Origin of the sequence: Alteribacillus bidgolensis (genome assembly GCF_002886255.1) — a bacterium.
Lineage (GTDB): Bacteria > Bacillota > Bacilli > Bacillales > Marinococcaceae > Alteribacillus > Alteribacillus bidgolensis.
This window is the reverse complement of record NZ_KZ614149.1, coordinates 3,505,222-3,530,365: the sequence shown is the minus strand read 5'-3', so window position 1 is coordinate 3,530,365 and position 25,144 is coordinate 3,505,222. Positions and strand designations below refer to the sequence as shown.

The window sequence follows — 25,144 nt, the reverse complement described above, 5'->3', positions numbered from 1 at the left end:
ATATGAAATCAAAAAACATTACGTGGCATTCCGGACACGTGCAAAAAAAGAATCGTCAAACATTAACTAAAAACAAAAGTGCTGTTCTATGGTTTACAGGGCTTTCCGGTTCAGGAAAGTCTACTTTAGCTGTGGAAGTTGAAAAAAAATTATTCGATGCTGGTGTGCTGTCTTATCGTTTAGATGGAGATAATATAAGATACGGTCTTAATAAAGATTTGAGTTTTCGGCCTGAAGATAGAAAAGAAAACATTCGAAGAATCGGAGAAGTATCCAAGTTATTTGTTGATGCGGGAATTCTTACACTCGTTTCTTTTATATCACCTTATCAAACAGACCGAAATATGGTAAGAGCGCTTTTAGAGAAAGATGAGTTTATCGAGATATATGTAAAATGCGACCTTTCAGAATGTGAAAAACGAGATCCAAAAGGTTTATATAAAAAGGCAAGAAATGGCGAAATAGGCCAATTTACCGGCATTCACTCCCCATATGAAGAACCAGATCAACCAGAAATCATTGTAGAAACAGACAAACAGAGTGTTAATGAATCCACTCAACAAATCATGAAATTCTTAAAAAAGAATAACTATATTTAAAGCTCTTATCTTATAAGCCAAGCATGGTTAGCCAAAATGCTTGGTCTTTTTATCTCCCGTACACATTCCGTATAACACTACATATCATATGTAGGAATGTTATGTAGTATAAAGGAGCGAGTTATTTATGAAATCAGCCTCTCCAGAAGTCTCCATTATTTTCCCTGCTAAAAATGAAGGCGATAATGTTAAAAAAACACTGGATTCCTTATTCGTAACCCACTCCAATTACCACTATGAAGTAATTGTAGTAGATGATGGCTCAAATGATGGATGTTGTAATTTTATTAAAACTTATTCTAAACGCAATCACATTAAGCTTATACGAACAGAAGGAATCGGAGCAGCAAACGCTAGAAACCTTGGAGCAAAAAACGCCAAGGGTAAGTATTTCGCTTTTTGTGACGCTCATTTATTTTTCAAAGATTATTGGATCGATAAATTATTAAAACCTTTAAGAGACGGTAAAACAGATGCAATTTGTCCAGCTATTGCCGATGTGAATAATCCTTCTTCTATAGGTTACGGCCAGTCCCTCAAATCAAACCTTGGTGTATATTGGAAGGGAAAATGTCAAAACATCTCCGATACAGCTATACTGCCAGGTGGGTGTTTTATAATTTCACAGTCAATTTTCAATAACGTTGGCGGGTTTGACACGGGGTTTAAAAGGTGGGGATTTGAAGATATTGAACTTTCCATTAAACTATGGTTATTTGGTTATCGATGCAGCGTTCTCCCAAGTGTTACAATTTTACACTTATTTAGACAATCACACCCCTACCAATTAAGCAGTCATCATATTAATTATAATTTATTGAGAATGGCCTATTCCCACTTTAATCAAAGCCGCATAAAAAAATGTAAAAACTTAATCAAAAAAGAAGACCCCAAAAAAGTCGAGAAATACGTACTAAAGGACGGAGTGTTACATCAACGGAATGCTTACATTAAAAGAAGAAAGCATGATGACACTTGGTACTTCAATCGATTTAGCATCTCATTTTAACGAGCCTTATGATGGTTATCATAAAAATAATTAAATAAGGGGCTGAAATATGGGTAATAAGATAAATAATCCAGCTGATAAACTTGCGATCTTCATGCATATTCCTAAAACTGCTGGCACTACACTGCTCCATTTATTCAAAAAAAATTATATAGAAAAAGAACGACGCGTTTATCCCTAGGTCACTAGGAGAAGAAATCTGAAGTCTTATATACATGAGTCATGATCTGCTTGTTAGCCACACCACCTCAATCCCTATACTGAATTTTGCCGTTAAGCGAGTGAACTTGGTTTATATTATGACTGAGCTGACGGGGACAGTAGAAACATGAATAAAATTGATAAAGCTGTCGCCTAACCACTGCAACAGTGGCTGCCAGGTTTATCTGCTATAAGGAATGGTAGTGCCTGGTCATTGTTATTAGTTTCATTATCAATCAGTATCCTGGGAAGTCCACGGCAAAATAGTGGCTCGCTTCTATCAGACGAACTTTTACTATATCCGGAATACGTCGGATATGCTTGCAAAATGATCGCGATAACTCCTGAAGCAATGCCTGTTGCCATCGATGTTCCTGTTAAGGTGAAATAGTTGTTCCCGACTCGATTGTTTGGCAGTTCATTAGCTAACGTTGAATTAGGTAATATCAGAGATACGATATTCGTACCAGGAACAGCTACATCTGGTTTTATAAAACCATTAACGGTTGGTTTACTACTTGTATATGGAGCAGGAACATCATCACTTATACTAATTGTATTTCTGTCATTTGTTACCCCCTATTGTTTTTTAAATCACCGGATCACGCTAAAATGTCCGCTCGAGCAGCCCCGTTTCCTGCTATGGCACCTGCCACATGAGTCCCATGGCCGTTGTCATCATATGGAACGGTCCGTCCATTAACAAAGTCTCTGAAACCTATAATTCTATTGGTTGGATAAATTAAATCGTAATGCCGGTAAATACCAGAGTCAATAACTGCAACAGTAACACCATTTCCGGTTAAATTATGCCTGTTATTGGCATTTTTGGCTCCGATAGCAACCGTGGCTATATTTAAATTTATATGAACCTCATAATCGTGATGAACATGTTTCACGATTGGGTGGTCGATAAGCTTTTTTAATGTTCCTTTGCAAAATTTTCCGGTTATTTGTTTTATCTCCTTCAAATGATATTTTGGTTCGTCTGTCTCTTCTAAAGAACATAGCTGAGAAATATCAACTGTTTTGCAGTCATCTTTTAAAATAATCACCACAGCTAAGTTTTCTGTACTATTATCTTGTTGAACAAACTGTTCAACGATTGGATCGTTTTGTTTAGCCAACTAAAAAAACTCACCTCTTATAAAATTGACATATATCTTATAATAAGTCAGAAAAACAAACACATATAAACATCCGACGCTTGTCAAAAGTGGAAAAACGATATGAGTTTCTAGTACAGCTTAAATACATTTATTAAAATTAAAATTATTAATTCTAGTTTCTCTTTAACTTCTAGAAATGAGGCAATTTCACGCTTGAGCTATTAAGCTTGGCCTTTTTGTAAGAAGTTTTTTGATAGGTAGTATTAAAACTCCTCACCTTTGGTATTTCTCGTCAGCGCCAAACTCTTTACACCTTGCTTTCTCACTCGCCCTAGTGTACATTCCAACCCCCTTCCCCTCATATTGGATTACCTTTTTCCATTAGGATAAAAGCCACTTTTCTGTCTTTGTTAAGTCATCGGTCTAGGACAAATTATTTTTCATTTCATATCTTATTTATAAAGCCTCAACTTTATGGAGGGGTAATACAATGAAAGTTATGACAATTTTAGGTACTAGACCTGAGATTATTCGACTTAGTTTAATTATGAAGCAACTCGATCATTCATCTAACAAACACATTATCGTTCATACTGGACAAAATTTTACATCCACCCTAAATGATGTATTTTTTGATCAACTCCGGCTTAGAAAACCAGATTATATATTATTTGATAAGCAGCAGTCCCTAGGTGAACAGCTTTCAAGAATGTTTTTAGAATTAGAAAAAATTTTATTAAAAGAGAAGCCTGACAAAGTATTAGTGTTAGGGGATACAAACAGTGCATTAGGAGCAATATTAGCAGAACGAATGGGGATCCCAGTTGTTCACATGGAGGCAGGTAATCGCTGTTTTGATTGGCGGGTGCCAGAGGAAAAAAACCGGCGTATTGTTGATGCCGTTTCAAGCTTCAACCTCCCTTATACCCCAAATAGCAAGGAACATTTGCTTCAAGAAGGAATCGCCAATAATCGTATCATGCTATCTGGTAATCCTATATATGAAGTGCTTGAACACTATAAAAAAGAAATAAACGAAAGTGGCATTTTAAAAAAAATTAATCTGAAACCGCATGATTATTTTCTAGTTACTATCCATCGAGCAGAGAATGTTGATGAAATGAAAAATCTAATAGAGATTACTAATGGATTAAATGCTGTCGCTGAAACCTTTAATAAAAGAGTTGTCTGCAGTTTACACCCAAGAACAAAATCCAGGATGAAACAAATGAATGATGTAGAGTTACATCCTCTCATTGAATTTTATGAACCATTCGGCTTTTTTGACTTCGTTAAGCTAGAACAGTTTTCATATTGTGTGCTGACCGACAGCGGAACAGTTCAAGAAGAATGTTGTATATTTCATGTTCCTACAGTCACTGTCCGAACAACAACTGAAAGACCTGAAACTATTGATTGCGGCAGCAATATGTTATCAGGGATAAATAAGTCAAATATTCTTGACTCTGTAAAAGTTATGACAAACCATTCAAAAACATGGGTATGTCCGGATGGATATACTGACACAAATGTTTCAGACAAAGTCGTTAAGTTTATTCTAGGGGGTGCAAATTTTGTTTTGTAATAAGACCATCTTAATAACTGGTGGAACTGGTTCATGGGGGTACGAATTAGTTAAACAACTTTTGGATAAAAATCCAAAAGAAATTCGTATCTTTTCAAGAAATGAATTTACTCAAGTGGAAATGAAGCACAAATTTGATAATAACAAAAAACTATCCTTTATTATAGGGGATATTCGCGATAAATCAGCATTGAGTGAAGCTTGTAAAGGAGCAGATTATCTTTTTCATCTTGCTGCATTAAAACACGTTCCTGTTTGTGAAGACCAACCTTATGAAGGTTTAAAAACGAATGTTAATGGTACTCAAAATGTTATTGAGGCTTCTATTGAACGTAATATTAAAAAAGTCATTTACATTTCAACAGACAAAGCAGCCAACCCTACAAACTTCTATGGTTTTACAAAAGCACTAGGTGAACGTTTAATCATTCATGCAAATACGTTAACGGAAGATACAAAATTTATTTGTGTACGTGGGGGAAATGTTCTAGGGACAAATGGAAGTGTAATTCACGTTTTTAAAGACCAAATACAAAAAAAATCTAAAATCGGAATAACAGATAAACGAATGACAAGATTCTTTTTAACACTAGAGGATGCAATTAAACTATTATTTAAAGCATCCTATGAAAGTATAGGCGGCGAAATTTTTGTCATGAAAATGCCAACATGCAAAATTTTGGACCTAGCCAATATATTAATAGAAGACTCAGGAAAACCAAATGTCATCATCGAAGAACTCGGCACTCGCCCTGGTGAAAAGTTACATGAAATTTTATTAACCGAATATGAAAGTAATAAAACAGTCATTTATGATAAGGAATATTATGTCATTTTACCAGCTATAAATATTGACGGATTAAACGATCATTACTCTAGCTACCCTCCTATTAACCTGGATAATTACAATTCAAATCATTCCTTAATGACTAAAAATGACATTAAAGATATGTTAAAAAAGGGAGGGTTTATCTAGTGAATCTATTGATCATTGGCGGTAAAGGCATGGCAGGTCATATGATCACAGATTACTTTCAGCAACAAAACTATGAAGTACATTACACTTCGAGAAACCCTTCTGATAATAGAAGTATAATCTTGGATGTTTGGGATCTCGAGGCACTAGACACAGTCATTGAATCAATAAAACCAGATATTATTATTAATTGTGTTGGTTTATTAAATGATGATGCAAGCAAAAATAGAGAAGCATCCTTTTATATTAATAGTATCTTTCCACATCTACTTGCAAAAAAAGCAGATCAATACCGAAGTAAATTAATCCACATAAGCACTGACTGTGTTTTTTCAGGAGATCGCGGCGGTTATAAAGAAAATGATAGACCTGATGGTACCTCTGCTTATGCTATTACGAAGGCACTTGGAGAAGTAAAAAGTGAGAAACATTTAACTATCCGGACTTCCATTATAGGACCAGAATTGAAAGAGAATGGGATTGGCTTATTTCTTTGGTTTATGAAACAAAAAGGAACAATTAAAGGGTATAAAAATGTAATGTGGAATGGAGTTACAACCTTAGAACTTGCTATAGCCATTGAAGAAATGATTAAAAATAAAGTGTCTGGTTTATATCATCTTGTCTCTCCCAGTAAGATTTCTAAATATGATCTATTAAAACTCATTCAAAATATTTTTTATAAAAATGATGTGACCATTATTCCAGATCACGAAATTGTATTAGACCGAACGTTAATTAATACCAGAAAGGATTTTTCATATTTTGTTCCAAGTTATGAAAAAATGATTACAAACCTCAAAGCCTGGATGGATCGCCCATGAAAAGTAAATCTAAATTACTCATTACAGGAGCTAATGGTTTTACAGGTCAACATGCGTGTAATCATTTTTCAAAGCAAGGAATCGATGTTATTGCCGTTGTAAGAAACAAAAACAATGCAAAAATAAACAATGTAAAAGTAGAGTGTTGTGATCTAACAAATCAAACAAGTGTTAAGGAATTGATTTATAAGGTAAAGCCTGAATATATCCTGCATTTAGCTGGTCAAAATCATGTAAAGGAATCATGGGTTAATCCAATTATGATAATGGAAGCAAACGTGATGTCTTCATTATATTTGCTTGATGCCTTACGAACGGAACATCCATCTTGTAAAGTTGTTATTGTTGGTTCTGCTCTTCAATACGATATTCTACAAGATAAATACCCTCCCCATCCTTATAGTTTAAGTAAAACGCTTCAAAGTCTAGTTTCAGAGTCTTGGTCCAAATTATATAATTTGGATATTATTATTGCTCATCCTAATAATCTTATTGGACCTGGGCATTCCAAAGGCGTTTGTTCACTCATCGCACAAGAAATTGTTAAAACAGAAAATGAAATGCCAGCGAAACCGATTACAATCAGTGATCCTTGCATTCATAGAGATTTTCTTGATGTTAGAGATGCAGTAAAAGCATATGAAACCCTTTTTAAATACGGAAACAATAATGAAATTTATAAAATTGCATCGGGGAAAAGTCATTCACTTGGCCAATTGGTTTCTAAGTATCAATCGTTATCCCCCAAAGAAGTCCCTGTTACTGTAAACAAATCTAACACGAAAGAGGCCCCGATCCGAGTAGATGTTTCAAAAATGAAAGCATTGGGATGGGTTCCCGGCATTTCATTTGAAACTTCGTTAAAGGACATTTTGACTTTCTATCGTCAGCTAGAAGATCAAAAAGACTAATTTGCACAACAAAGGGCTGATCCAAAACTTAGAGAATGTAGAACAGGCCTAGCTGTATAACTGATAGTATGTTTTTGCATTAGAAAAACTTGGCTTACCGCCAAGTCCAAATGGCGGAAGCCGTAGTTTTTTTCTTATACTTTGATCTTTTAGCAAAGTTAAACTTTCCTAAAGTATAAAGAAAAACCGACGATACGCAATATATGTCGGTCTTTTTATGCTTATTCCATTAAAATTGTTAATCGCATAATCTTTGTGAAATTATTCGAAGCATCAAAATAGAGCACACCTTCTTATTGCTTATAGATTATGGGATAATCTCCTCAAGATCTAAAGAGGAGGTTTTGCGATAAGCCCAGCTGAGCGGATAAAGGTGTGGGAGAAGCGTATTGCCGACTTTCAAGTAAGCGGGCTAAGTGTCCCAAAATGGTGTACGATGCAAAATGACATTTCTGTTCCTCAAATGCGGTACTGGCTAAGGAAATTAACGAATATAAGAAAAGAAGCGCACGATATTCTTCTGCTTCCACTTGGATGGCTGTCGAGGTAAACGAAGCCTTTTCTCCTTCTAATGGATCCTTACCTATCCATGTAGGATCAGCCACCATCGAGGTGAGACCTGGCTTTGCCCCCGTCTTATTATCGGACGTTATCAAGGTATTAAAAGCCTCATGTTAAACGAAGCGGCTGTCGAGCGTGTCTTCTTGGCACGGGGGAAGCACCGATTTACGGAAGTCATAGACGGATTGGCAGTGATTGTGCAGGAAGGATTCGAACTCGATCCTTTCTCGCCTGCCTTGTTTGTATTTTGTAACCGCAAACAAGACAAACTTCAGATTCCACCACGCGATAGACACCCTTGCCTTTGGCTAGCGGTTACAACGACCTTCACCGTTCGGGACTTGAACCCTAAAGCGTGTGCGCATGCCGGGCACACAAAGATAATCCCCATCTCTTTTAAAGGTGGGGATTATTTGACGCTTACACCTTTTGGCATTAAGTTGTAATTGCCAAGCCTGTAAAAGTCACAGGTCCCACAATGTCGGCGTTAGTAGTAACTGAGCTGGTTGTCAATTCTGCTGTCAGCGTATATCTATGGAATCCTGGTGGAACATTTAGATCGACAAAACTGATTGGGACGTTAAAGAACTCTCCTGCAGCTATGGGTGAAGACAGAGTGCTACCAATAACGGCTGTATCCCGTATGACTTTAAACAAGACCTCTGGAGTACCCAATGTTGATCTTAAACCGACTGAACCAAATAAAACCACGTTTGTATTACTCGTGAAAGTAGTCATTCCAAAAAGTGCTACTGAAATGGGAGTCTCTGACACACTTCTGCTTATAGAATCGTTGAAGTTTGTAGGGACACTGGATTGATAGTTTACCAATTCTTTCGCCATTAAATATCCCCCCTTTTCTTAATAGAATTAATATATTATATGAAAAGACAATATCTTTCGATTATACTTGAGTACAAAATATCAAAAATGTATGTTTTTCCTACATGACGGATATTTTTTATGAAAGAAATACTGTTAAATTTTTGATTGAAAATAACAATAGTTTCAAAGCAATTATGAAAAGAATATTTCCTGATAGAAGGATAATACATTCTAATTAAATGGATTAAATGAGGGGTTTAGGAAAAAGAATAGCATCAGCATTTTGATTGATAATTGATTGTGCTGATTGCAACCAGTATTGTGCAGCAGCAACTGAACCTAACCCTTGGACTTTTTAGATTAGCTTGCCTTTATAGTTCATTTTTCTTATAGGGGGAAGAAAAATATTGTCGGACAAACAATAATAACACGTTGCTATGTTATTTTAGAGTAGGAGGGAAATTGCCATCTGTCTAGATAATAGTGGCTGTTTTACTAGTTCACTTGAGTATTCATAGAAAACACGATATCCTCCAGATGGTATTGTAGGACAACCAGGGAGGATAAAGGTAATTCTTATAAACGTCAAAATCTAGTCATTTTGGGTTTTTTACTCTAATTTGACAGAATTTAGCGATTTTGTTTTGAACTAACTTCCTAGATACCTTTTACATTTAATCAAGAAGATAAATCTATCTTTACCAGTTATAGTCCTTTTCATAGCCCAATTCAATCAACAGTTTACCAGCAACTCTTTTAAAATGTTTTTTTATTTTTTCATCAAATTCTTCTTTCCAGTTACCTGATTGTCCCTTTCGAAAAGTTACGGACTTAATAGGATCAACATTTTCTTGCATATTTTTTATTAATAAATTAATTCTTTCTGGATTATTTTCTATTTCTAGGTACCTGATTATTTCAGCTAACACTTTCCTTTGCGATTGTTTAGACTTAACGAGACTTTCATAGGTTATAGGAAGAACATGATCTGCATATTTCCATTCGATGAAATTTCGATACCACGAATTAATGTCACCCCTGTATACATAGTCTGTCTTAAATCCATTTATAAATGCTAATAAACGTTGTTTAACATTCATATTATTTTCAATAAAGAACCGATGGGGTGGGGTATTTTTTAATTTCATATAGAAATAGGCATAAGATACAACAATGTCTCTCGGATCCCGATATAAGAAGATTTGTTTTAGGTTCAGCGTGTGTAACATATTTTCATATTCCTTTGAATAGAAAATATGACCGTTTGCAAAGTGATTACTTGGCATTTTTGATAGAATTAATTTATGTTCAGAAAGTTGTTGTAGTTTGCCAGGGTAAATGAAGGCAAAGTGCTTAAGTGATGGAATACCTTCTAGTAGGGGTCTTACTAAGTGAGTACCACTTTTTGCTATTGAATTTACAAAGAAGGGTTGGATATTACTTTTTAGGTGGGTTGTCAATTTGTTTTCATCCTTTCTTAGTAGATAAATTCTTAAACAATTTAAAATTGAATAAGGGAGTACTTTTTAAAAGGGATAAGAAAGTAGCCTGTCGTGAGTTTATTTTCTTCAAGTTTCTAATTCTTCCTTATGGGTAAGATGATTGAATTTATTTATAAGTGTTCCACCATGCGGAACACTTATCATGCTGTTACCTCCTGTTCATGAATCTTTTGATTGCTAGCTCGAAAAGGTTTACACTTCTATTCCATGTCCATTTGGCTGCTTCCTTTTCTCCTTTTATTGCAATCTTGTGACGAAGCTGTGGGTTATTAATGAGAGTCGAAATGTGTTCAAATAACTTATTTTCATGGCGATAGGATAATAAACAGTTTTCTCCATGACGGCAGTAGTCCATATTTCCACCTGAATATACGGTTGCTAATGCTGCTCCGCATTTCATCGCTTCAAGACCAGGCAATGAAGCTGTATCAATGGATGATGAGCTCACAAATATATCTGTCTTACTCAGGAATCGGTTAAGCTGCACATCATCACGAGGCCTTAATGATTGGAATGAGTGCTTTAAATGGTATTGCTGAAGAGTCGGAGAGGATTTGACTTCATTAGGGGGAGAAATCAAATTGAAGGTCACTCGTGGATATTTCTTCTTTAATGCTGTGAATGTTTCAATGAGATATTCCTGTTCCCTATGCCATGAATATCCACCCTCTTGAATTCTTACGATCGCGCTCACTTCCAAATTTTTGTTTGATCTTCTATTACCTAGATTTCTAAAGCTTCCGCTGATACCTACAGGTACGATTGATCCTTCAATTCCATGGTTCAATTTAATAAGTTGTTGCTGCCAATTGGAAAGGACGACAAGATTTTTACTCCTATGATAGCTCTTGAAAGAAGCTTCATGATCTGGCAGGAATACAGGTTCATAGCAAAGGCTGATCCTCACATGTGTCCCTTTACCAGCACGGCTGGCCTGTTCACATACGGAGGTCAACGTATAAAAATTGGAAACGATGACGTTACTCCTCGGTATATCATTTATAGTAATATTCTGTCCTTTTGTCCGGATTACTCTAACTTGTAACGGATATTCAATAGCCCCTTGTGGCGGCATTACGACTGCTACATCATGTCCTTTTTGGGAAAGACCATTAGCAAGCTCCACAAGCATTCTTTGTGCCCCTCCTTTATTGAGGGTGATTGCTGCAAACGTTATTTTCAAAACACACCACTACCTTTCGTTTTTTGTTTATAATCTTTCAAGGGTTTCAAAGCACTTAAGAAACATCTGATATCGTTTGAGTTTCCTTAATTGTTGTTTTTCATTGGAAAGAGCATCTTTGTTTATTTTTTTGTCAGAGAGATGTGTAATCGATTTATTCTGACTATATAGCCTGCCAATTTTACGCAACATACGATGAAAATATTGTTTGATAGATTTGTAGGAATCAGGGAATTGTTTACAAAGTGCATGATAATTGATTAAGATTTGATTCGTTTTATGGAGGTTAAATGGTACAGGTAAAAAAGTTAGGCTGATAATCATTTGACCAATCTCTTTATACGTTTCCTGGAATCTGAAATAATTTTCCTTCGATTCATCCCGAATCGTTTTGGCTATCGGATGTTCTTGATGATAGCTGACTAAACGTTCGTCACTGGTGAAAACAGCTCCGTTCTTGTAAAGACGGTAGCCCATTTCTAAGTCATCCCATCCATATCCTGGGTATTCTGAAAATAGTCCTGCCTGCTCGATCGCTTTTTTAGAAACCGAAACGTGACCTGTTCCGAACAATTGCCATGGAATCCGGTAACCCCTCAATTCATACCCGTAATTCGCAATGATCACTCGGTTATAAAATTTCTCATAGGGTGTGATTGTGGATAGTCTTTTATATTTCTCTGAGGAGATATGATGTTTGTTTAACAACAGGAGCTTTTGAGGTTTCTTTTCAAAAGCGTCGAATTTAGCCTTTAACTCTGGTAAATTCTGGATGATTTCTCTACATTCTTGTAATTGACCTTCGGAAAAATCAGGATACAAAGCAGAATATAATCTCCGGATTGACATGACCCCAGTAACGACCATATTTGGATGTTTGCTATGATAGTGATGGTGGATGGATAGAAAATCAGGTTGAACAATGATCTCCGCGTCCAGGAAAATTAGTATTTTTCCATTTGCATTCTTTATTCCTAGATTTCTTGATGTTGGTCTGCCAATGTTCTGAATATTTCTCAGAAGCTTGAAGTGAAAAGGAAATGTATGCCCTATCAAGGTTCTAGTTTTATCTGTAGATCCATCGTCAATCATGATGACTTCCACTTTGGAAAGATCGAACTGCTGGTTTTCAATAGAATACAGGGTCAGCAAATTTTTGGGGTATTTATTATACGTCGGTATGATGATACTGATTTCAATATCACGTCCAAGCGGTCTTTCTTTCCTGATTTTCATTTCAAAATTTCACTCCTAAATCATCGTCTCGGGAACAGTCCTCATCGATTCCGGCCTCTTTGCTGAACAAGTCTGGCCAGTATTCCTTTATATTTTTCTTGTACAGCCTTAATCTCTTTCCACTGTTCTTCTACGAACCTTTTCGATCCCATATTGTCATGTTTCCGATAATTCAGTAAAGATTCGTTCAGGCCTTTCAAGTCGTACTTAACGCCCATCCTTATCCACATATCGTAATCCTGAGTATACTTCAACGTTTCATCGAACCAACCGACCGATGAGAAGATATCTTTCTTTATCAATACCGTACTTCCATTAACCGGGCAGCTTTTTTGAAGCTGCTTGAAAAAATCAAGCTTACTAGTGAGAATCAATCCTACATCTTTTTTGAATACTACACTGTTTTCATTGATCAGGTTGAAATTGGTATATACCATGTCCGCATTTGTCTCGTGCATGAATTTAACTTGCTTAGCCAGTTTCTCCCTGAGAAATACATCATCTGAGCTCAACCATGCTATCAATTCTCCTGTGGAAGATTGGATTCCGGTATTCAAAGCACTAGCAGTTCCGCCATTTTCTTTCCTTATATATCGGATTTGGTTTAAAAAAGGTTTGATTAATGTTGTATGTTGCGTCGAGCCATCATCGACTACGATCACTTCCCTATTTAGATAGGTCTGCCTTAGTGCACTTTTAATCGCTTGATCGATATAAGGACAATTGTAAAAAGGTATGACGATACTTATTTTCGGCAAATTTTCCATCGTGTTTTTCCTCGTTTCAATCTGTTATAAAATTTCATACCGAACCTCTTTCATTACCTCAACTTTCTTCTATTAACCTATGACACTGGTATCAGAAAAGCATAGACAAGCCCCTATAATCGCTCAAATAAATATAAATGGGCGTCCTTTCATGCATTACCAGTCTCCATTCTTTTCATAGCCAAGTTCGATCAGTAGTGGACCTGCGATTTTTTTAAATAACGATCGGAGTTCCCCATCTAACTCATCTTTCCATCCGCCGGTTTTTCCTTTACGGAATGTCGGTGAAGTGTCTGGGTCGATATTCCGAATCATTTTCCCGACCATCTTTTGTCTGGTGGATGGCATAGGAAGATCACTCCAAAGGAATTTAACCATCCTATGTGTAGCTTGCAACCTACCTTTATCAGAAGAAATCAAGTCTTCAAATCGAACCGGATGTACATTGTCTTTTCCAATCCATGCTGAAAAGCTCTTGTACCACTCCAATACATCTGGCTGATAATCTCTTTTCGGGTCAGTCGGTTGGCCACCTTTTATGAGGAACTTGATACGATCACGATGAGTGAAACCTTCCTGATTAAACGTATCGTACAAAGGATGAATTTTAAGTGTAGGTATGAAATAGGCATATGACACGACGACATCTCGTGGATCTCTGTAAACGAATATTTGTTTCATGTTCAATTCCTTGAAAAACGTCTCCCACTCTGTACTATAAAACAGGTGACCATTTACAAATTCATTCTTTGTAAGATCTTTCATCCTCTCAAGTTTTAGAGGTGTCTGATATTGCATATGTCCGAACATTCCTTTGTCTGGGTGATGCTTCATCCCTGGAATGCCTCGTAACATCTGCTTCACCAAATGGGTTCCACTTTTTGGAATCGTATTTAGTAAAAATGGGGGTAACCCTTGTGTTTTTTGTGTTTCCAATCTTTTCGCCTCTCTTCCTTTTCAAATTTTAAAAGGTTTTTTACATCATATGTGTTATTCAAGACGATGATTGGATAACTTCCCTATTAATTCTAACTATTTCTTATCCAGTTCTTTTGGTGATAATTACAAACGGGTTCAGTGACCTTCTTTTGGTGAAAATTTACAAGCCCACTATAAAAAATATAGGAAGCAGCTTTGTAGTTTAAAAGTATTTGTAATTAAGTAAATCAATTTCTTTTTTAAAATAATTTTGAATAATTTCTTTTTGAGATTTATTATATTGGGTACTATAATGTTGTCGATTTTTCCTAAAGTTGCCTTTTGCCTTTGGCAACCATCCATCAAAAGGAAGATCAATTTTATTACAAATTGATCTTAAATCATTTTGTAATCTTTCATATTTACCAATATAGTTCACTACTGGATAATTATTTGTTGTGTAAATAGGGAAATTATACGCACCTTTATACTTTCCTCGTTCTAAAAATTCATCAAAACTTTCTTTTTTAAGGTCTTTTACATTAAAATAATAAAGAGAAATAACTTTATCCCAAGGATTTCGATCGAAACAAAACTTATAATAAGAGTTCCATATCTCTTCGCCTATTAGCGCCTTTATTTCATTTGCAGAAATGTGATTATAAAAATTTTTATGACCCATCTGATAGTTTTGAGGAGAATTACCAAGAGCCTCTCTAATCTTTTCATCGGGTAGATATATAGGAGTAATAATATCACTTTCACCACAATACCTTGACAGTGAAATTTCAATACTAGTTCCCGCTGTTTTTTTAGTTTTCAAAAAAATAAACTTATATTTATGTGAAATTATCATTGTTTTTATTCCCCTTCCTAACATAGGAACAACATATACTCTTTTAAAAAAGTTCTTTAGTATATCTTGTGTAGGATTTATTTAAAAGGAACGCCATTTTTTCTTATGTTATACAAAAAAAGTGTACTTTTACGAACATTTTTATGGCAACTTCTGGACCGGTTACACTTAGCTGGACAGATTCGAGAAGGTCATATAGACTTAGTTCAAATAAACACTGAGGAGAATGAATATGACCAGACTAGCAATAAGAAGCTTTTCGAATGAATTTAAAGAACAAATCGTCCAGCTGTCTGGAAACCAAGAGCCGAAATGATCAAAGAAAACGAGCTGACGCCATCTGTCTTTTATAAGTCTATATATTTACCAGTGTAGATCTTGTTCATAACCTAATTCGATAAGAAGCTGACCGGCAACCTTTTTAAATGTATCGATTGTTTCTGAGTCAAATTCATTCTTCCAATCCCCAATTATCCCCTTTCGAAACGTCAACGATTGGGCGGGAATTATATTTTGTTTCATTTTATTAATAATTTGTTTTCTATTTAAATCTGACTTGATTAGAAAACTCACAATTTGATTTAACGTTCGATTTTGGGATTCAACACTAGAAACTAAGCTTTCAAAAGTAATATGCAATGTATTTGGATTATTAAACCAACCTATGAAACCACGAATCAAACCATTAATATCTCGTTGCATGTTTGCTAAACCGCGAATTATCGTTAAATATCGTTCTTTATCTGTTTTTAAGTTATTAACGACGAAAGAAAAAAAGGGGCTTAGTGTCGGGAACCTTTTTATAAATTGAACATAGGAAACAACGATATCACGTGGGTCCCTACTAATAATAATTTGCTTCATATTTAGCTCTTTGAACAGGTTAGCCCACTCCATTGAGTACATAACATGACCTGCTCCAAATTCTTTTGGCTTCATATTTTGAAGTCTTAACCGTGCATCTTGGTTAAGTCGACCTCCATAAAATTCATGTTTACTTGGAATATGGGAAAGCCCAGGAATCCCTAGTAATAGCTGTTTTAATAAATTTGTACCACTCTTTGGAATGGAATTAACGAAAAATGCCGGTATTTTTATTTCTGAAATCATATTGTCCCCTCCTTATCTTCCCTAGTTTTAAAGTATGCTTAATCTATAATTTGATTTGGACTAAGAGGAAAAAAAACTTCTGAAAACGAGCATTATGTTAACTGAGAATGTCTACCATATACCACTAAGATCTATAACGTGTTTTATTTAATTACATATAACTTGAACTGAATGACTTATGGCAACTAACATTTACCGTACATAATACTATTCTCCTCTCATTATGTTAACTAGATTTGTATAGAGTATTCATATTTTAAATGTGGTGTTTGTAGGTATAGAATGCTATCCGTACGTGCTTTGTAGGTTTTACATGTCTTAAAAATGTTTCAGCCGTTTCAAAAGATCCAAGCCCTTGAATTTCATAAATAATTTTTCCTTGGTATCCCATATTCCTAATTTTTTTTACCATTTCGCTATCTGTATTAACTATGATTGCTTCATACTTTCCCTTATAAATTAATGGATTGAATTTCATGATCTTTTTTGGTGATATATATCTTTTCCTTAATATTTTGTATCCCTGAACCTTTTTTATAATAAAGAAAATGGAATTGAATACCTTTTTGTTTGAGCTTCCTCCTAGGCCGTTAATTTTAATTAATGCACCCTTCACCATGTTTATTCATAAGATATTTATTGATTACTAGATGAATGAATTTCATAACTCAAAGCGATAACGTGTATCTACATTCGTGTTTTAATAAAGGAAGATGCACTTATGAAATTACATCAGATGTTTTTTAAGGAGTTAAAAAAATGAACATAAAAGTGTCTATTATTATTCCATTTTATAACTGTCCATTTATAGGTCAGGCGATCTACAGCGCCTTGAATCAAACGTATTCCAATATTGAAGTTATAGTGGTAAACGATGGTTCAACTATCCATCAATCAAACATTCATAAAATAAGGAAAATGAAACCTTTTAGGTATTTTGAGAAAAGAAATGGCGGAGCCGCAAGTGCTCTTAATATGGGGATAAAAAATGCCACTGGAAAATATATTGCTTGGCTTAGTTCAGATGATTTATTTGAAAGGAGTAAAATAGAAAAGCAGGTATTGTTTATGCAGCAGCGAAATCTCTCCATTAGTCATACTAATTATTCCATAATAAATAAAGCTGGATCCATAACAAACCCAAGAGCTGGAACCTCCTATGCTCATAGAAAAATATTTAGTAAAAATCTTCTAAAGACCTGTTTTATTAATGGTTGTACTGTAATGATGAGGGCAGATATTTTCAAAAAAATAGGTTTTTTTGATGAGAAGTTAATTTATGCCCATGACTATGACTTTTGGCTTCGGGCTGTCCAGTATTATACATTTGGTTATATAAATCAACCTCTAACACGATATCGCTATCACGAGGGAATGGGATCAGTGAAAAACAATACCGCTCTAGTACAAGAAGCTAATAGGATTAGAACAAAATATAGTCCAATAATTAAAAATTTTTTTAATAAAAGGTAGTAATATACAAAACCCCCTTTTTCCAATCTTCAATACTGCCTTTTCTAAATGTATCTGAACGTTGTAGATTTATATTATTTTTCATTAAATTCATCATTTTATTTTTTTCCAATATTCAACGCAAAAACATCAATACTCGGAATTTTAGCTATACCATATTTTTTGTGTTTTTCCTTTGAAAGATCCACATCCTTAATAACTCCATTAATCGCTCATCATGTGTCTTCAAGTGTTTTGATAAATAGGGGTGCCACAGCCTACCGTGCTTAACTTCTCCATGTAAAGCAATATTTCGTGTTCAATGTGTTAGGGGGCTAATAATCAATTTAAAACGAAACCTAATTTTAACTCCATGATGGAACGCTTTAATGGAGAATTCTTACAAAGCTTTTGGGTTGCTGCCAAATATTTATAGCTTAACTTCCTTTGAAACAGTGAATATACCTATTTCAAAAAGGAATCTGACCAGTTCATTTATTCACTCTCTAAGTCGTTCAGTCATGCTTTTTTCGAATGGAATGAAATCTCTCTGCAAAAAGATGTTTTGCAAATTGATATAATTGAATATCTAACTGATTATTTTCGATAACTTGACGCCTCCACAAAAAACGAGTCTGAAAATTTTTGTTTTTCAAATTCTTTGCTTAAAACAATTGTTAAAACTCATATTTTTCACTTGGGAATGTTGAGCCGCCCCGCTAAACCTTTTAATATAAAGGTACGTTGAGATCATACGGTCAATAGGGTCGCGCATCATAATAATATAATAGGAAGGTTTGGATAGGCTACACTTAGTTGGACAGATTCATTAAGGTCATATAGACTTAGATCAAATAAACGCTGAGGAGAATGAATATGACCAGACGAGCAAGAAGAAGCTTTACAAAAGAATTCAAAGAACAAATTGTCCAGCTGCACGCTTCCGGGAAGCCAAGAGCCGAAATTATCAAAGAATACGAGCTAACGCCTTCTGCCTTTGATAAGTAGGTTCATCAATCCCGGACTAGTGGGTCCTTTGAAGAGAAAGACAACCGCACTCCTGAACAAGAAGAACTGATTCGACTACGGAAAGAGAACCAAAAACTTGCCATGGAGAATGATATTTTAAAGCAGGCCGCGCTGATCATGGGACGAAAGTAGATGTGATCCGAAACAACCGTCACAAATACTCGGTATCAGCAATGTGCGACGTCCTGCAAATTCCAAGAAGTACGTATTATTATGAAGCCAAAGTTTGTGATGATCAGGCGGAAGAATTGACGAGATTGATCGTTAACATTTTTAAAGATAGTCGAAATATTTATGGACAGAGAAAGATAAAAAAAGAACTTGAAAAACTTGGCTGGACGGTTTCCCGTCGCCGTATCGGACGGATGATGAAAGAACAAGGACTAGTCTCGAAGTATACAGTCGCTCAGTATAAACCTTCTAAAGCTGCTTGTAACGAATCAGAGGTAGGAAACACGTTAAATCGAGAGTTTGATCAGGACAAAGAACGGAAGGTCATTGTGAGCGATTTAACGTATGTTCGTGTCCAACAGAAATGGCATTACATCTGTGTTCTTGTCGATTTATATAACAGAGAAATCATCGGCTACAGTGCTGGTCCTCATAAAGACGCAGCTTTGGTTCAACGTGCCTTTGCATCAGTGAAATATAATCTTCATCAGCTCGAATTGTTCCATACCGATCGAGGCAGTGAGTTTAAAAATCAACTTATCGACCAGACACTTCAAACCTTTGGTATTAAGCGATCCTTGAGTGAGAAAGGAACGCCATATGACAACGCCGTCGCTGAAGCTACCTTTAAGACCATCAAAACAGAGTTCACCCACGCCCGTAGCTTCCCCAACCAGTACGAACTTGACCTTGAACTATTTGTTACGTTCATTGGTTCAACAACATTCGCATTCATGGATCATTGGATTACTTAACGCCGACTAAATACAAATCTATGCACCTTTAAATATTTGTCCAATTTAGTGTTGACATACCAGTTTTGAAAACATTGGGTGCATACCATAAAAAACATGGCCTGAATGCATCAGAGTTTTCAATAGTATCTTTTATTTTCCTTAGATATTCATTGTTATGCCAACTTACAGTGTTAGTATAGTTAGCTTGTATGATTGAACAAAATGTCCCTCCAGATGTTTTAGGAATGTGCATAAAAATAAGAAGTTTATCTTTATTATTTGTTTTCTTTATTGTATTAAATTTATTGGACATAATAGTTTTTCCTTAAAATTAAAATATAGAACCCTCTATATTCATCAGAATATGCTATATGATTGTAAATACAATGGACACATTACCAATAACAAATATTAATTTCTTCCCATAAAAAATCCTCGAAAAGATTGTCGGACAGACACCTTTTCGAGGATTTATTTATCTATTTAAACCCTAATTAATCATTCTTTCGCTTTTCATATGCTTTTGAAAATCAAACTATCCTTTAATTAACTACTTTAATTTCAATAGAAATCACTCTATTTTTTATAATTCGAAAACATTTTACTTGAGGAATGTTAGGAACCAAGGAAATAATAAAATATGCTGCCTTAGGATAGTGAGCGTTTACTATATCTTGATGGGAAGGATACGGTGCTCCAGTCGGATGAGAATGGTAAATGCCTGTTAATGTTTGCCCTTTTTTTTCGATCGAATGAAATGCTTTGTCTATTTCTTTTTGACTTATTTCAAATGAGTGTGTGTTTTGTTTTACATTTTTCATTTTCCAGAGAGTTTCACATTTCCTATTATTTCCTGAGAGTAGACCGCATGCTTCCATTGGCAACTCTTCTTTACAGTGATGAATCATTTCTTCCCAAACAGCTCTTTTTATAAACACACAGTTGTTTCTATTATTATTTCCCTCCGCAGCCACAGCCTTTGCGCTTTTTCGGTTTAGCACTTTTTTTATTACCGATAGGTGTTCCTATCGAAGCAGCTTTATGGCGTCTGTAAATTTCACGAACACGATTAGGTTTCATTCTTTTTTTCTCCTCCTTTATTATCATTTATATATTTGTAAGGATTAAAAACAGTCGTTTTAGACTGTGATGGACGAGGAATATTATAGTAATCCTCCATATTAGGCTGCATATTTGTTGAATGATTGCTTCCCTGGCTTTGGGGAGACGAGTTTCTCTGTTGCAAAGATTTAATTTGCTTATCTTTTTCGTTTAACCTTTTCTTTAACGCCTGCATGTTCTTTTCATATTTTCTCATTTTGTCATGAAGATTTTTCAATTTTTGTTCATAATTTTCTTTTATCTGCAGCTGTTCATTTTCTCTATCAGCCTCTTGTTGTTCCTCTTTCTGGAGCTTCTCTTTTAATTGAATAACCTCTGCTTCATATTGTTTTTCTTTATCTTTATATTGTTCTAATTTCTTCTCAAGAGAAGTATAACGCTGCTCTAAAGTATGGTACTTCTCATGCATTTCATTCATTTGGATTTGATATTTTTCTTTCATATCACTCTCCTTATTGTAGTAATCTTCCTCTTTTTCTTTATAACTGTTAACGGTTTCTTTTAATTCCTTCAGCAGAGTTGATAAATGAGTATCATTTTCTTGGTTTGTTTGAATATTTTCATTTAATTCTTTAAATATATTACTATAATTATTAAATTCACTTTTTAATTCTGCTATCTCTTCTCTTATATTCTCTATTTTTTCTTGGGACTCCCGTTCCTGCTCTTTATCGCTGCCCCAAATATTCCACACTTCCATCCACCATCCTTTGTTATTCTTTTTTAACGTTTCAAATTCTAATTGCTTATCTTGCACTTTTTCTTCTAAATTGTTCAACGTACAAATTAATTTGTTTTCTATCTTAGAAAAATTTATGGTGTCATTTATCGTATTTTTTCTTCTATTTTCATATTCCAAAATCAAATTAGTTAAATGGATGGTTTTGCTTTTATATTTTTTAAGGTCTTCTTCTTTTTGATGATTTCTTTTTTTCCATTCTGCTTTTGTTGTTTTAAAGTATTTTAACGATTTGTTTTTTTCTTGAATAACTTTCATCATTCTTTTCTTCGTATCATTTTGAAGATTTATCATATGATTTTTCTGGTTTACTTGATTTGTTAGAGTTCTTGCTATATATTCTTTGTTTGAAATCTGTTGTTGTAAATTTCTTATTCTTTGCTGTAAGACCAATTGTTTATCTTTATATTGATTTATTGTTTTATCTTTTTGCTTTAATTCTTCCTCTTTATCTTCACTGTCCTGCTGCAGAGAATGTACGGATTCCATTATATTGTTCAATAAACGATTCATAGCATGCAGCTCAGATTTTTCTTTTTCCCCAGCATCATATAATTTTGTGTTTTGAATTGATTCTAGGTATTGCTTTTTTTCTTTTAATTCCCTCCTAATCTGGGATCCTTCCTGATCGAATTTTTTTAATTTTCTGCTCAAATTATCTAGCTCTTTGTTTTTGCCTTTTATACGTTTTTCAAAATGAAGAATGGCGTGGAGAACAACCCTTTGTTCATTGTTTCGCTGAACAATTTCTTCGTTTGACATATTGCCCCCACCTTAATATGCATATATTTAAATATATGTATAAACCAATGTTTATGTTAAAGAAAACTTGGCTAGCGCCAAGCCTTTAGGTACAGGCGATTGCATAGTTGCACTTATACTGATTTCCTCAAAATTTTAACGACGTCGATGATTCATACATTCTAAAATTTTATACTTTCCTATCAGTGTAAAAAACGGGGAGGGTCTCCTCCCCTGTTCATATTTAGCCGTTACCATTGACATTATTATTTAAAAGGTCAGCAAAAGTGTCACATTCATCGAATCTAACCAAGGCGTCTACAATACCGCTATCAAATACTATAGCACCAGCAGTATTGCGAAGAATTAGTTGGAAACCAGCAAGGTCACTAAAGATTCGCAGCTCATAAAATACATGCTCTGGTGTGCCATTGAAAGAACGTTCCCCTTCACCAAACACACTTAAGGAACCTGCCTCTGTGTTACATAAAACTTCATCAATTGTTGTAGGTTCAAACGTAAAGCTGAAGTCAGGAGACGGTGTTGGCGTTGGTGTTGGCGTTGGCGTTGGTCCATCTTCGTCTGTATCAGTGAATGAGTAAGTGAAACGACTATTAGCAAGTGCACATTCTTGGCAAATTTCAGCTTCTAATGTTGACGTTCCTGTCACAATCGTTCCATCCGTACCAAATGTAGCAAATGTTTCTTCATTTCTAGCTAGTGCAGTTGCTTGACATTCACAGTTGTCTACAGGGAAGAAATCGCACTGCGGCGGGAATTCAAATGCATCTAATGGACACTCTAGCCCGTTTGGCACTGGAATATCGTTCGGACGTGGGAAACAGAACTTCCCTAAGACTTCAAGTTTTACTGGAAATTCTACTTGTACGTCTTTACATAACAACACTCTTACAGGAATCATAGGCCCAAACGGATCTGGCCCCATCAATGGAAGGGTTGAACTGCTGCATTGTACATCTGTTGCCTTACAATGAATGTGTTTATCTTTAATTCCTTCTGGAACACATAGCATAACCTCATCTTGAAATTGAGTACGTACAGTAAAGGAACAAATTTTCTTCTTTTTAATAAATATTTTTATTCTAACCGGAACAGTCCAAACGATGGAAACTCTTCCTGGATTTCCGTGTTCTAGTATTTTCGCACGGCATTCCACATCTTCTGGATCAGCGGGAAAACATTTAACATTTACTTCTATGCCTGCTGCTAAAGCTTCACTGACTTCTTTACGGCATTGTTCGTCGGGTATGAAGTTTTTATTTTCATCCTGATTAGAAAAGAAGACCCAGTCATATACTTTGTCGACCTTAATACATTCTGGAGCCAAATCGTTTGGATCCAGCGGAGTAGGGGTCGGTGTTGGTGTTTGCGAGCCCTTAATTGGTCTGCGTTTATTCACTACAATCCTTCCTTTCACATGAGTATATTCATATCACACTATAGAATATGGAAGGTGGAACAAATTGGTATGGGCATTAAGAGTGATTTTTCTTAATTCAGCTATCGTATTGTATTTTTTCTCTTTCATTTTTTTAAGCTGTGGTTCATAAAATAAGCCATGAGTGTCATGTATTTTTCGAGGAGGAAAAAGATGAAAATAGATGTGAGCTTTCATGATAAACATATTGGCAAGGTAGAGTCTGCCTCGCTTGTGCCTTTTATTCAATACTGTGAAGCACAAGGGTATATTTTGTCATGGGAATTGGAAAATAGGAGGCTAAATCTTCAATCTGGATTAAACAATCAAGAAATCACAATTATTAATAAGAAAGAAGAGGATACGTATCAAACAGAGTTAAGAAAAGAAATTAAATCCTTTTTAATGGAAACAGGTGTCAAAATAAAAGAGAAAACCGATGATGAATCATTACTTGGTAACAATATATTTTTCAAACTGACTTCCATCTCTTTCATCGACAGCATCGATTCCCCTTTCGTAAAGGTTGGTTTTAGTCTCAACCCTAAACAAAAAGGTCTAAGAACTTTTATTCAGCATCAATTTGAGGCTTTTCATATAGAGCATGAGTTTAACAAGGATAAATCAGACACCCGTGCCCGCGGCCCGTATCTAACGTTAGAATGTGAAATGCCAAAACATTATAATAAGGAAGATTGGGAGTTATTTCGTAACAAGATCAGCCTCAGCTTAGCGCTTGGCTTAAGCCAATATCTTTGTAACAACCTTGATAAAAAAGCAACCTCTATTTCAAATGTATTTCTCCGTGCCTTTTTTGACGAAAACGACCATCAAGAGACAAACGAAGTCCAATCGAATAAGCCACAGCATACCTTTAGTCAACAACAGGCCTCTACTTCTCCGGCCAATCAAACCCTGTCTGCAGCAAAGGGATCAAATGCTGAAGTATACTTTAATTACACGGTCCACGCTGCCAAGTCTAAAGACCAATTTATGGCTACTGGAGATTTAAATATAACAAATACAGGCAATACGGATTTACTTAACCCTCTCATTTGTATAAAGGTTCAGCCGATTGAATCCATTAATTTAGGCGGACAGATTATACCGCCGGAAATGGCAGACACACTTGGCGTCCAAAGCTCGGGAGGAATGAGAGGGTGGAAGTTTATGGGGGACGACTGGTTTGAAAAAGCCCAAGAGAGAGGAGAATACTGGATTGGTCCGATTGAAGAGCTTCTTATTTCACCTGGAGAAACTGCCTCTTTACCGCACTTTCAATTAACCATTGAAACACCCGAAGAGAAAAGTATGGCAATCGTCCGAAGTGTTGTTTATTTTCAAGACAAAAACATTTCCTTCACGGCAAATAATGATATTAAATTTTCTTTTTAATATTGGGTAAAAGGCATATCATTTCTTCTTCTTATCCATAAGATGAAGTAAGAAGAGGGGGTGATGGGTTACAGTAACAGATAAAATTAAATAATAAATGTTTTATTGAATCTGGTTCGTTTGCTTTTATATATTTATACCCTTTCAT

Annotated in this window: 26 protein-coding genes and 1 pseudogene; 12 read left to right on the top strand and 15 right to left on the bottom strand. The window is 35.2% G+C overall.

Features of this window, described 5'->3' with window-relative positions; all coding sequences use genetic code 11:
- Positions 1 to 2 precede the first annotated feature (2 nt).
- The 3 genes from cysC (at position 3) to CEF16_RS24960 (ending at position 1,789) form a co-directional block, all read left to right on the top strand.
- A complete protein-coding gene (gene cysC, locus CEF16_RS17545; protein ID WP_091584164.1) occupies positions 3 to 599 on the top strand; it encodes an adenylyl-sulfate kinase in 597 nt (198 codons plus the stop codon).
- A 127-nt stretch (positions 600 to 726) separates the two neighbouring features.
- Positions 727 to 1,608 carry a glycosyltransferase family 2 protein gene (locus tag CEF16_RS17540; protein ID WP_091584161.1) on the top strand — a complete coding sequence of 294 codons (882 nt, stop codon included), beginning with the start codon at positions 727 to 729 and terminating at the stop codon, positions 1,606 to 1,608.
- A 49-nt stretch (positions 1,609 to 1,657) separates the two neighbouring features.
- Positions 1,658 to 1,789: a hypothetical protein gene (locus CEF16_RS24960; protein WP_281259186.1), complete on the top strand. Its 132-nt coding sequence runs from the start codon at positions 1,658 to 1,660 to the stop codon at positions 1,787 to 1,789.
- A 173-nt stretch (positions 1,790 to 1,962) separates the two neighbouring features.
- Here the strand turns inward: CEF16_RS24960 and CEF16_RS25400 are convergent, their stop codons facing one another.
- Positions 1,963 to 2,358, bottom strand: a complete 396-nt coding sequence (locus tag CEF16_RS25400) for a S8 family serine peptidase (RefSeq protein WP_367888736.1) — start codon at positions 2,356 to 2,358, stop codon at positions 1,963 to 1,965.
- A 53-nt stretch (positions 2,359 to 2,411) separates the two neighbouring features.
- Positions 2,412 to 2,936, bottom strand: a complete 525-nt coding sequence (locus tag CEF16_RS17530; protein WP_091584156.1) for a S8 family serine peptidase — start codon at positions 2,934 to 2,936, stop codon at positions 2,412 to 2,414.
- A 472-nt stretch (positions 2,937 to 3,408) separates the two neighbouring features.
- On the opposite strand from CEF16_RS17530, the gene wecB reads away from it, so the two are divergent.
- From wecB to CEF16_RS17510, 4 genes are read left to right on the top strand one after another with little or no spacing between them, the layout of a single operon-like run.
- On the top strand, positions 3,409 to 4,503 hold the full coding sequence (gene wecB, locus CEF16_RS17525; RefSeq protein WP_091584153.1) for a non-hydrolyzing UDP-N-acetylglucosamine 2-epimerase: 1,095 nt from the start codon (positions 3,409 to 3,411) through the stop codon (positions 4,501 to 4,503).
- Positions 4,493 to 5,479: a polysaccharide biosynthesis protein gene (locus tag CEF16_RS17520; RefSeq protein WP_091584150.1), complete on the top strand. Its 987-nt coding sequence runs from the start codon at positions 4,493 to 4,495 to the stop codon at positions 5,477 to 5,479. Before wecB ends, CEF16_RS17520 begins: the two co-directional genes overlap by 11 nt.
- A complete protein-coding gene (locus tag CEF16_RS17515; protein ID WP_091584148.1) occupies positions 5,479 to 6,303 on the top strand; it encodes a dTDP-4-dehydrorhamnose reductase family protein in 825 nt (274 codons plus the stop codon). The genes CEF16_RS17520 and CEF16_RS17515 overlap by 1 nt, the downstream gene beginning before the upstream one ends.
- Positions 6,300 to 7,214, top strand: coding sequence for an NAD-dependent epimerase/dehydratase family protein (locus CEF16_RS17510; protein WP_091584146.1), 915 nt, complete (start codon positions 6,300 to 6,302; stop codon positions 7,212 to 7,214). The genes CEF16_RS17515 and CEF16_RS17510 overlap by 4 nt, the downstream gene beginning before the upstream one ends.
- A gap of 323 nt (positions 7,215 to 7,537) precedes the next feature.
- Here CEF16_RS17510 and CEF16_RS17505 read toward each other — a convergent pair whose 3' ends face one another.
- A complete protein-coding gene (locus CEF16_RS17505) occupies positions 7,538 to 7,870 on the bottom strand; it encodes a hypothetical protein (RefSeq protein ID WP_139185939.1) in 333 nt (110 codons plus the stop codon).
- Between the two features lie 15 nt (positions 7,871 to 7,885).
- On the opposite strand from CEF16_RS17505, the gene tnpB reads away from it, so the two are divergent.
- Together tnpB and CEF16_RS23375 are read left to right on the top strand one after the other, a co-directional pair.
- Positions 7,886 to 8,221, top strand: coding sequence for an IS66 family insertion sequence element accessory protein TnpB (gene tnpB / locus CEF16_RS25395; protein WP_091584141.1), 336 nt, complete (start codon positions 7,886 to 7,888; stop codon positions 8,219 to 8,221).
- A gap of 32 nt (positions 8,222 to 8,253) precedes the next feature.
- Positions 8,254 to 8,595 carry a hypothetical protein gene (locus CEF16_RS23375; RefSeq protein WP_139185938.1) on the top strand — a complete coding sequence of 114 codons (342 nt, stop codon included), beginning with the start codon at positions 8,254 to 8,256 and terminating at the stop codon, positions 8,593 to 8,595.
- Between the two features lie 703 nt (positions 8,596 to 9,298).
- Here CEF16_RS23375 and CEF16_RS17490 read toward each other — a convergent pair.
- The 8 genes from CEF16_RS17490 to CEF16_RS17455 all read right to left on the bottom strand — a co-directional run bounded on the left by CEF16_RS17490 (position 9,299) and on the right by CEF16_RS17455 (position 16,791).
- The gene (locus CEF16_RS17490) at positions 9,299 to 10,060 is read right to left on the bottom strand and encodes a sulfotransferase domain-containing protein (protein ID WP_170032052.1); all 762 of its coding nucleotides are present in this window, start codon (positions 10,058 to 10,060) and stop codon (positions 9,299 to 9,301) included.
- A gap of 190 nt (positions 10,061 to 10,250) precedes the next feature.
- Positions 10,251 to 11,234: a glycosyltransferase family 4 protein gene (locus CEF16_RS17485; RefSeq protein ID WP_091584133.1), complete on the bottom strand. Its 984-nt coding sequence runs from the start codon at positions 11,232 to 11,234 to the stop codon at positions 10,251 to 10,253.
- 78 nt (positions 11,235 to 11,312) lie between these two features.
- Entirely contained in the window at positions 11,313 to 12,521 is a 1,209-nt protein-coding gene (locus CEF16_RS17480; RefSeq protein WP_091584130.1) for a glycosyltransferase family 2 protein, read from the bottom strand.
- A 41-nt stretch (positions 12,522 to 12,562) separates the two neighbouring features.
- A complete protein-coding gene (locus CEF16_RS17475) occupies positions 12,563 to 13,288 on the bottom strand; it encodes a glycosyltransferase family 2 protein (protein WP_091584128.1) in 726 nt (241 codons plus the stop codon).
- A gap of 156 nt (positions 13,289 to 13,444) precedes the next feature.
- Complete coding sequence (locus CEF16_RS17470) at positions 13,445 to 14,224, bottom strand: sulfotransferase domain-containing protein (RefSeq protein ID WP_091584125.1); 780 nt, start codon at positions 14,222 to 14,224, stop codon at positions 13,445 to 13,447.
- Positions 14,225 to 14,429: 205 nt separating this feature from the next.
- Positions 14,430 to 15,062 carry a sulfotransferase family 2 domain-containing protein gene (locus CEF16_RS17465; protein WP_091584122.1) on the bottom strand — a complete coding sequence of 211 codons (633 nt, stop codon included), beginning with the start codon at positions 15,060 to 15,062 and terminating at the stop codon, positions 14,430 to 14,432.
- 363 nt (positions 15,063 to 15,425) lie between these two features.
- A complete protein-coding gene (locus CEF16_RS17460) occupies positions 15,426 to 16,172 on the bottom strand; it encodes a sulfotransferase domain-containing protein (protein WP_091584120.1) in 747 nt (248 codons plus the stop codon).
- A gap of 256 nt (positions 16,173 to 16,428) precedes the next feature.
- A complete protein-coding gene (locus CEF16_RS17455) occupies positions 16,429 to 16,791 on the bottom strand; it encodes a hypothetical protein (protein WP_170032049.1) in 363 nt (120 codons plus the stop codon).
- A gap of 140 nt (positions 16,792 to 16,931) precedes the next feature.
- On the opposite strand from CEF16_RS17455, the gene CEF16_RS17450 reads away from it, so the two are divergent.
- Complete coding sequence (locus tag CEF16_RS17450; protein WP_091584115.1) at positions 16,932 to 17,645, top strand: glycosyltransferase; 714 nt, start codon at positions 16,932 to 16,934, stop codon at positions 17,643 to 17,645.
- 855 nt (positions 17,646 to 18,500) lie between these two features.
- Positions 18,501 to 19,611: pseudogene (locus CEF16_RS17445) on the top strand (IS3 family transposase).
- Positions 19,612 to 20,103: 492 nt separating this feature from the next.
- Here the strand turns inward: CEF16_RS17445 and CEF16_RS17435 are convergent.
- The 4 genes from CEF16_RS17435 to CEF16_RS23370 form a co-directional block, all read right to left on the bottom strand.
- The gene (locus CEF16_RS17435; RefSeq protein WP_245917912.1) at positions 20,104 to 20,499 is read right to left on the bottom strand and encodes a M67 family metallopeptidase; all 396 of its coding nucleotides are present in this window, start codon (positions 20,497 to 20,499) and stop codon (positions 20,104 to 20,106) included.
- A 16-nt stretch (positions 20,500 to 20,515) separates the two neighbouring features.
- Positions 20,516 to 20,641 carry a hypothetical protein gene (locus CEF16_RS24955; RefSeq protein WP_255450569.1) on the bottom strand — a complete coding sequence of 42 codons (126 nt, stop codon included), beginning with the start codon at positions 20,639 to 20,641 and terminating at the stop codon, positions 20,516 to 20,518.
- Complete coding sequence (locus CEF16_RS17430; RefSeq protein WP_091587723.1) at positions 20,631 to 22,184, bottom strand: hypothetical protein; 1,554 nt, start codon at positions 22,182 to 22,184, stop codon at positions 20,631 to 20,633. Before CEF16_RS17430 ends, CEF16_RS24955 begins: the two co-directional genes overlap by 11 nt.
- A 223-nt stretch (positions 22,185 to 22,407) precedes the next feature.
- The gene (locus CEF16_RS23370) at positions 22,408 to 23,583 is read right to left on the bottom strand and encodes a BMQ_0737 family morphogenetic spore coat protein (RefSeq protein ID WP_091587725.1); all 1,176 of its coding nucleotides are present in this window, start codon (positions 23,581 to 23,583) and stop codon (positions 22,408 to 22,410) included.
- A 192-nt stretch (positions 23,584 to 23,775) separates the two neighbouring features.
- Here CEF16_RS23370 and CEF16_RS17420 point away from each other — a divergent pair, with 192 nt between their 5' ends.
- Positions 23,776 to 24,996 carry a hypothetical protein gene (locus CEF16_RS17420; RefSeq protein WP_091587727.1) on the top strand — a complete coding sequence of 407 codons (1,221 nt, stop codon included), beginning with the start codon at positions 23,776 to 23,778 and terminating at the stop codon, positions 24,994 to 24,996.
- Positions 24,997 to 25,144: the final 148 nt, after the last annotated feature.

Coding starts and splice junctions, on each gene's coding strand:
- cysC (WP_091584164.1), top strand. CDS start 3: ATGAAATCAAAAAACATTACGTGGCATTCCGGACACGTGCAAAAAAAG.
- CEF16_RS17540 (WP_091584161.1), top strand. CDS start 727: ATGAAATCAGCCTCTCCAGAAGTCTCCATTATTTTCCCTGCTAAAAAT.
- CEF16_RS24960 (WP_281259186.1), top strand. CDS start 1,658: ATGGGTAATAAGATAAATAATCCAGCTGATAAACTTGCGATCTTCATG.
- wecB (WP_091584153.1), top strand. CDS start 3,409: ATGAAAGTTATGACAATTTTAGGTACTAGACCTGAGATTATTCGACTT.
- CEF16_RS17510 (WP_091584146.1), top strand. CDS start 6,300: ATGAAAAGTAAATCTAAATTACTCATTACAGGAGCTAATGGTTTTACA.
- tnpB (WP_091584141.1), top strand. CDS start 7,886: ATGTTAAACGAAGCGGCTGTCGAGCGTGTCTTCTTGGCACGGGGGAAG.
- CEF16_RS23375 (WP_139185938.1), top strand. CDS start 8,254: ATGTCGGCGTTAGTAGTAACTGAGCTGGTTGTCAATTCTGCTGTCAGC.
- CEF16_RS17485 (WP_091584133.1), bottom strand. CDS start 11,234: ATGCTTGTGGAGCTTGCTAATGGTCTTTCCCAAAAAGGACATGATGTA.
- CEF16_RS17480 (WP_091584130.1), bottom strand. CDS start 12,521: ATGAAAATCAGGAAAGAAAGACCGCTTGGACGTGATATTGAAATCAGT.
- CEF16_RS17475 (WP_091584128.1), bottom strand. CDS start 13,288: ATGGAAAATTTGCCGAAAATAAGTATCGTCATACCTTTTTACAATTGT.
- CEF16_RS17465 (WP_091584122.1), bottom strand. CDS start 15,062: ATGATAATTTCACATAAATATAAGTTTATTTTTTTGAAAACTAAAAAA.
- CEF16_RS17460 (WP_091584120.1), bottom strand. CDS start 16,172: ATGATTTCAGAAATAAAAATACCGGCATTTTTCGTTAATTCCATTCCA.
- CEF16_RS17455 (WP_170032049.1), bottom strand. CDS start 16,791: ATGGTGAAGGGTGCATTAATTAAAATTAACGGCCTAGGAGGAAGCTCA.
- CEF16_RS17450 (WP_091584115.1), top strand. CDS start 16,932: ATGAACATAAAAGTGTCTATTATTATTCCATTTTATAACTGTCCATTT.
- CEF16_RS24955 (WP_255450569.1), bottom strand. CDS start 20,641: ATGAAACCTAATCGTGTTCGTGAAATTTACAGACGCCATAAAGCTGCT.
- CEF16_RS17430 (WP_091587723.1), bottom strand. CDS start 22,184: ATGTCAAACGAAGAAATTGTTCAGCGAAACAATGAACAAAGGGTTGTT.
- CEF16_RS17420 (WP_091587727.1), top strand. CDS start 23,776: ATGAAAATAGATGTGAGCTTTCATGATAAACATATTGGCAAGGTAGAG.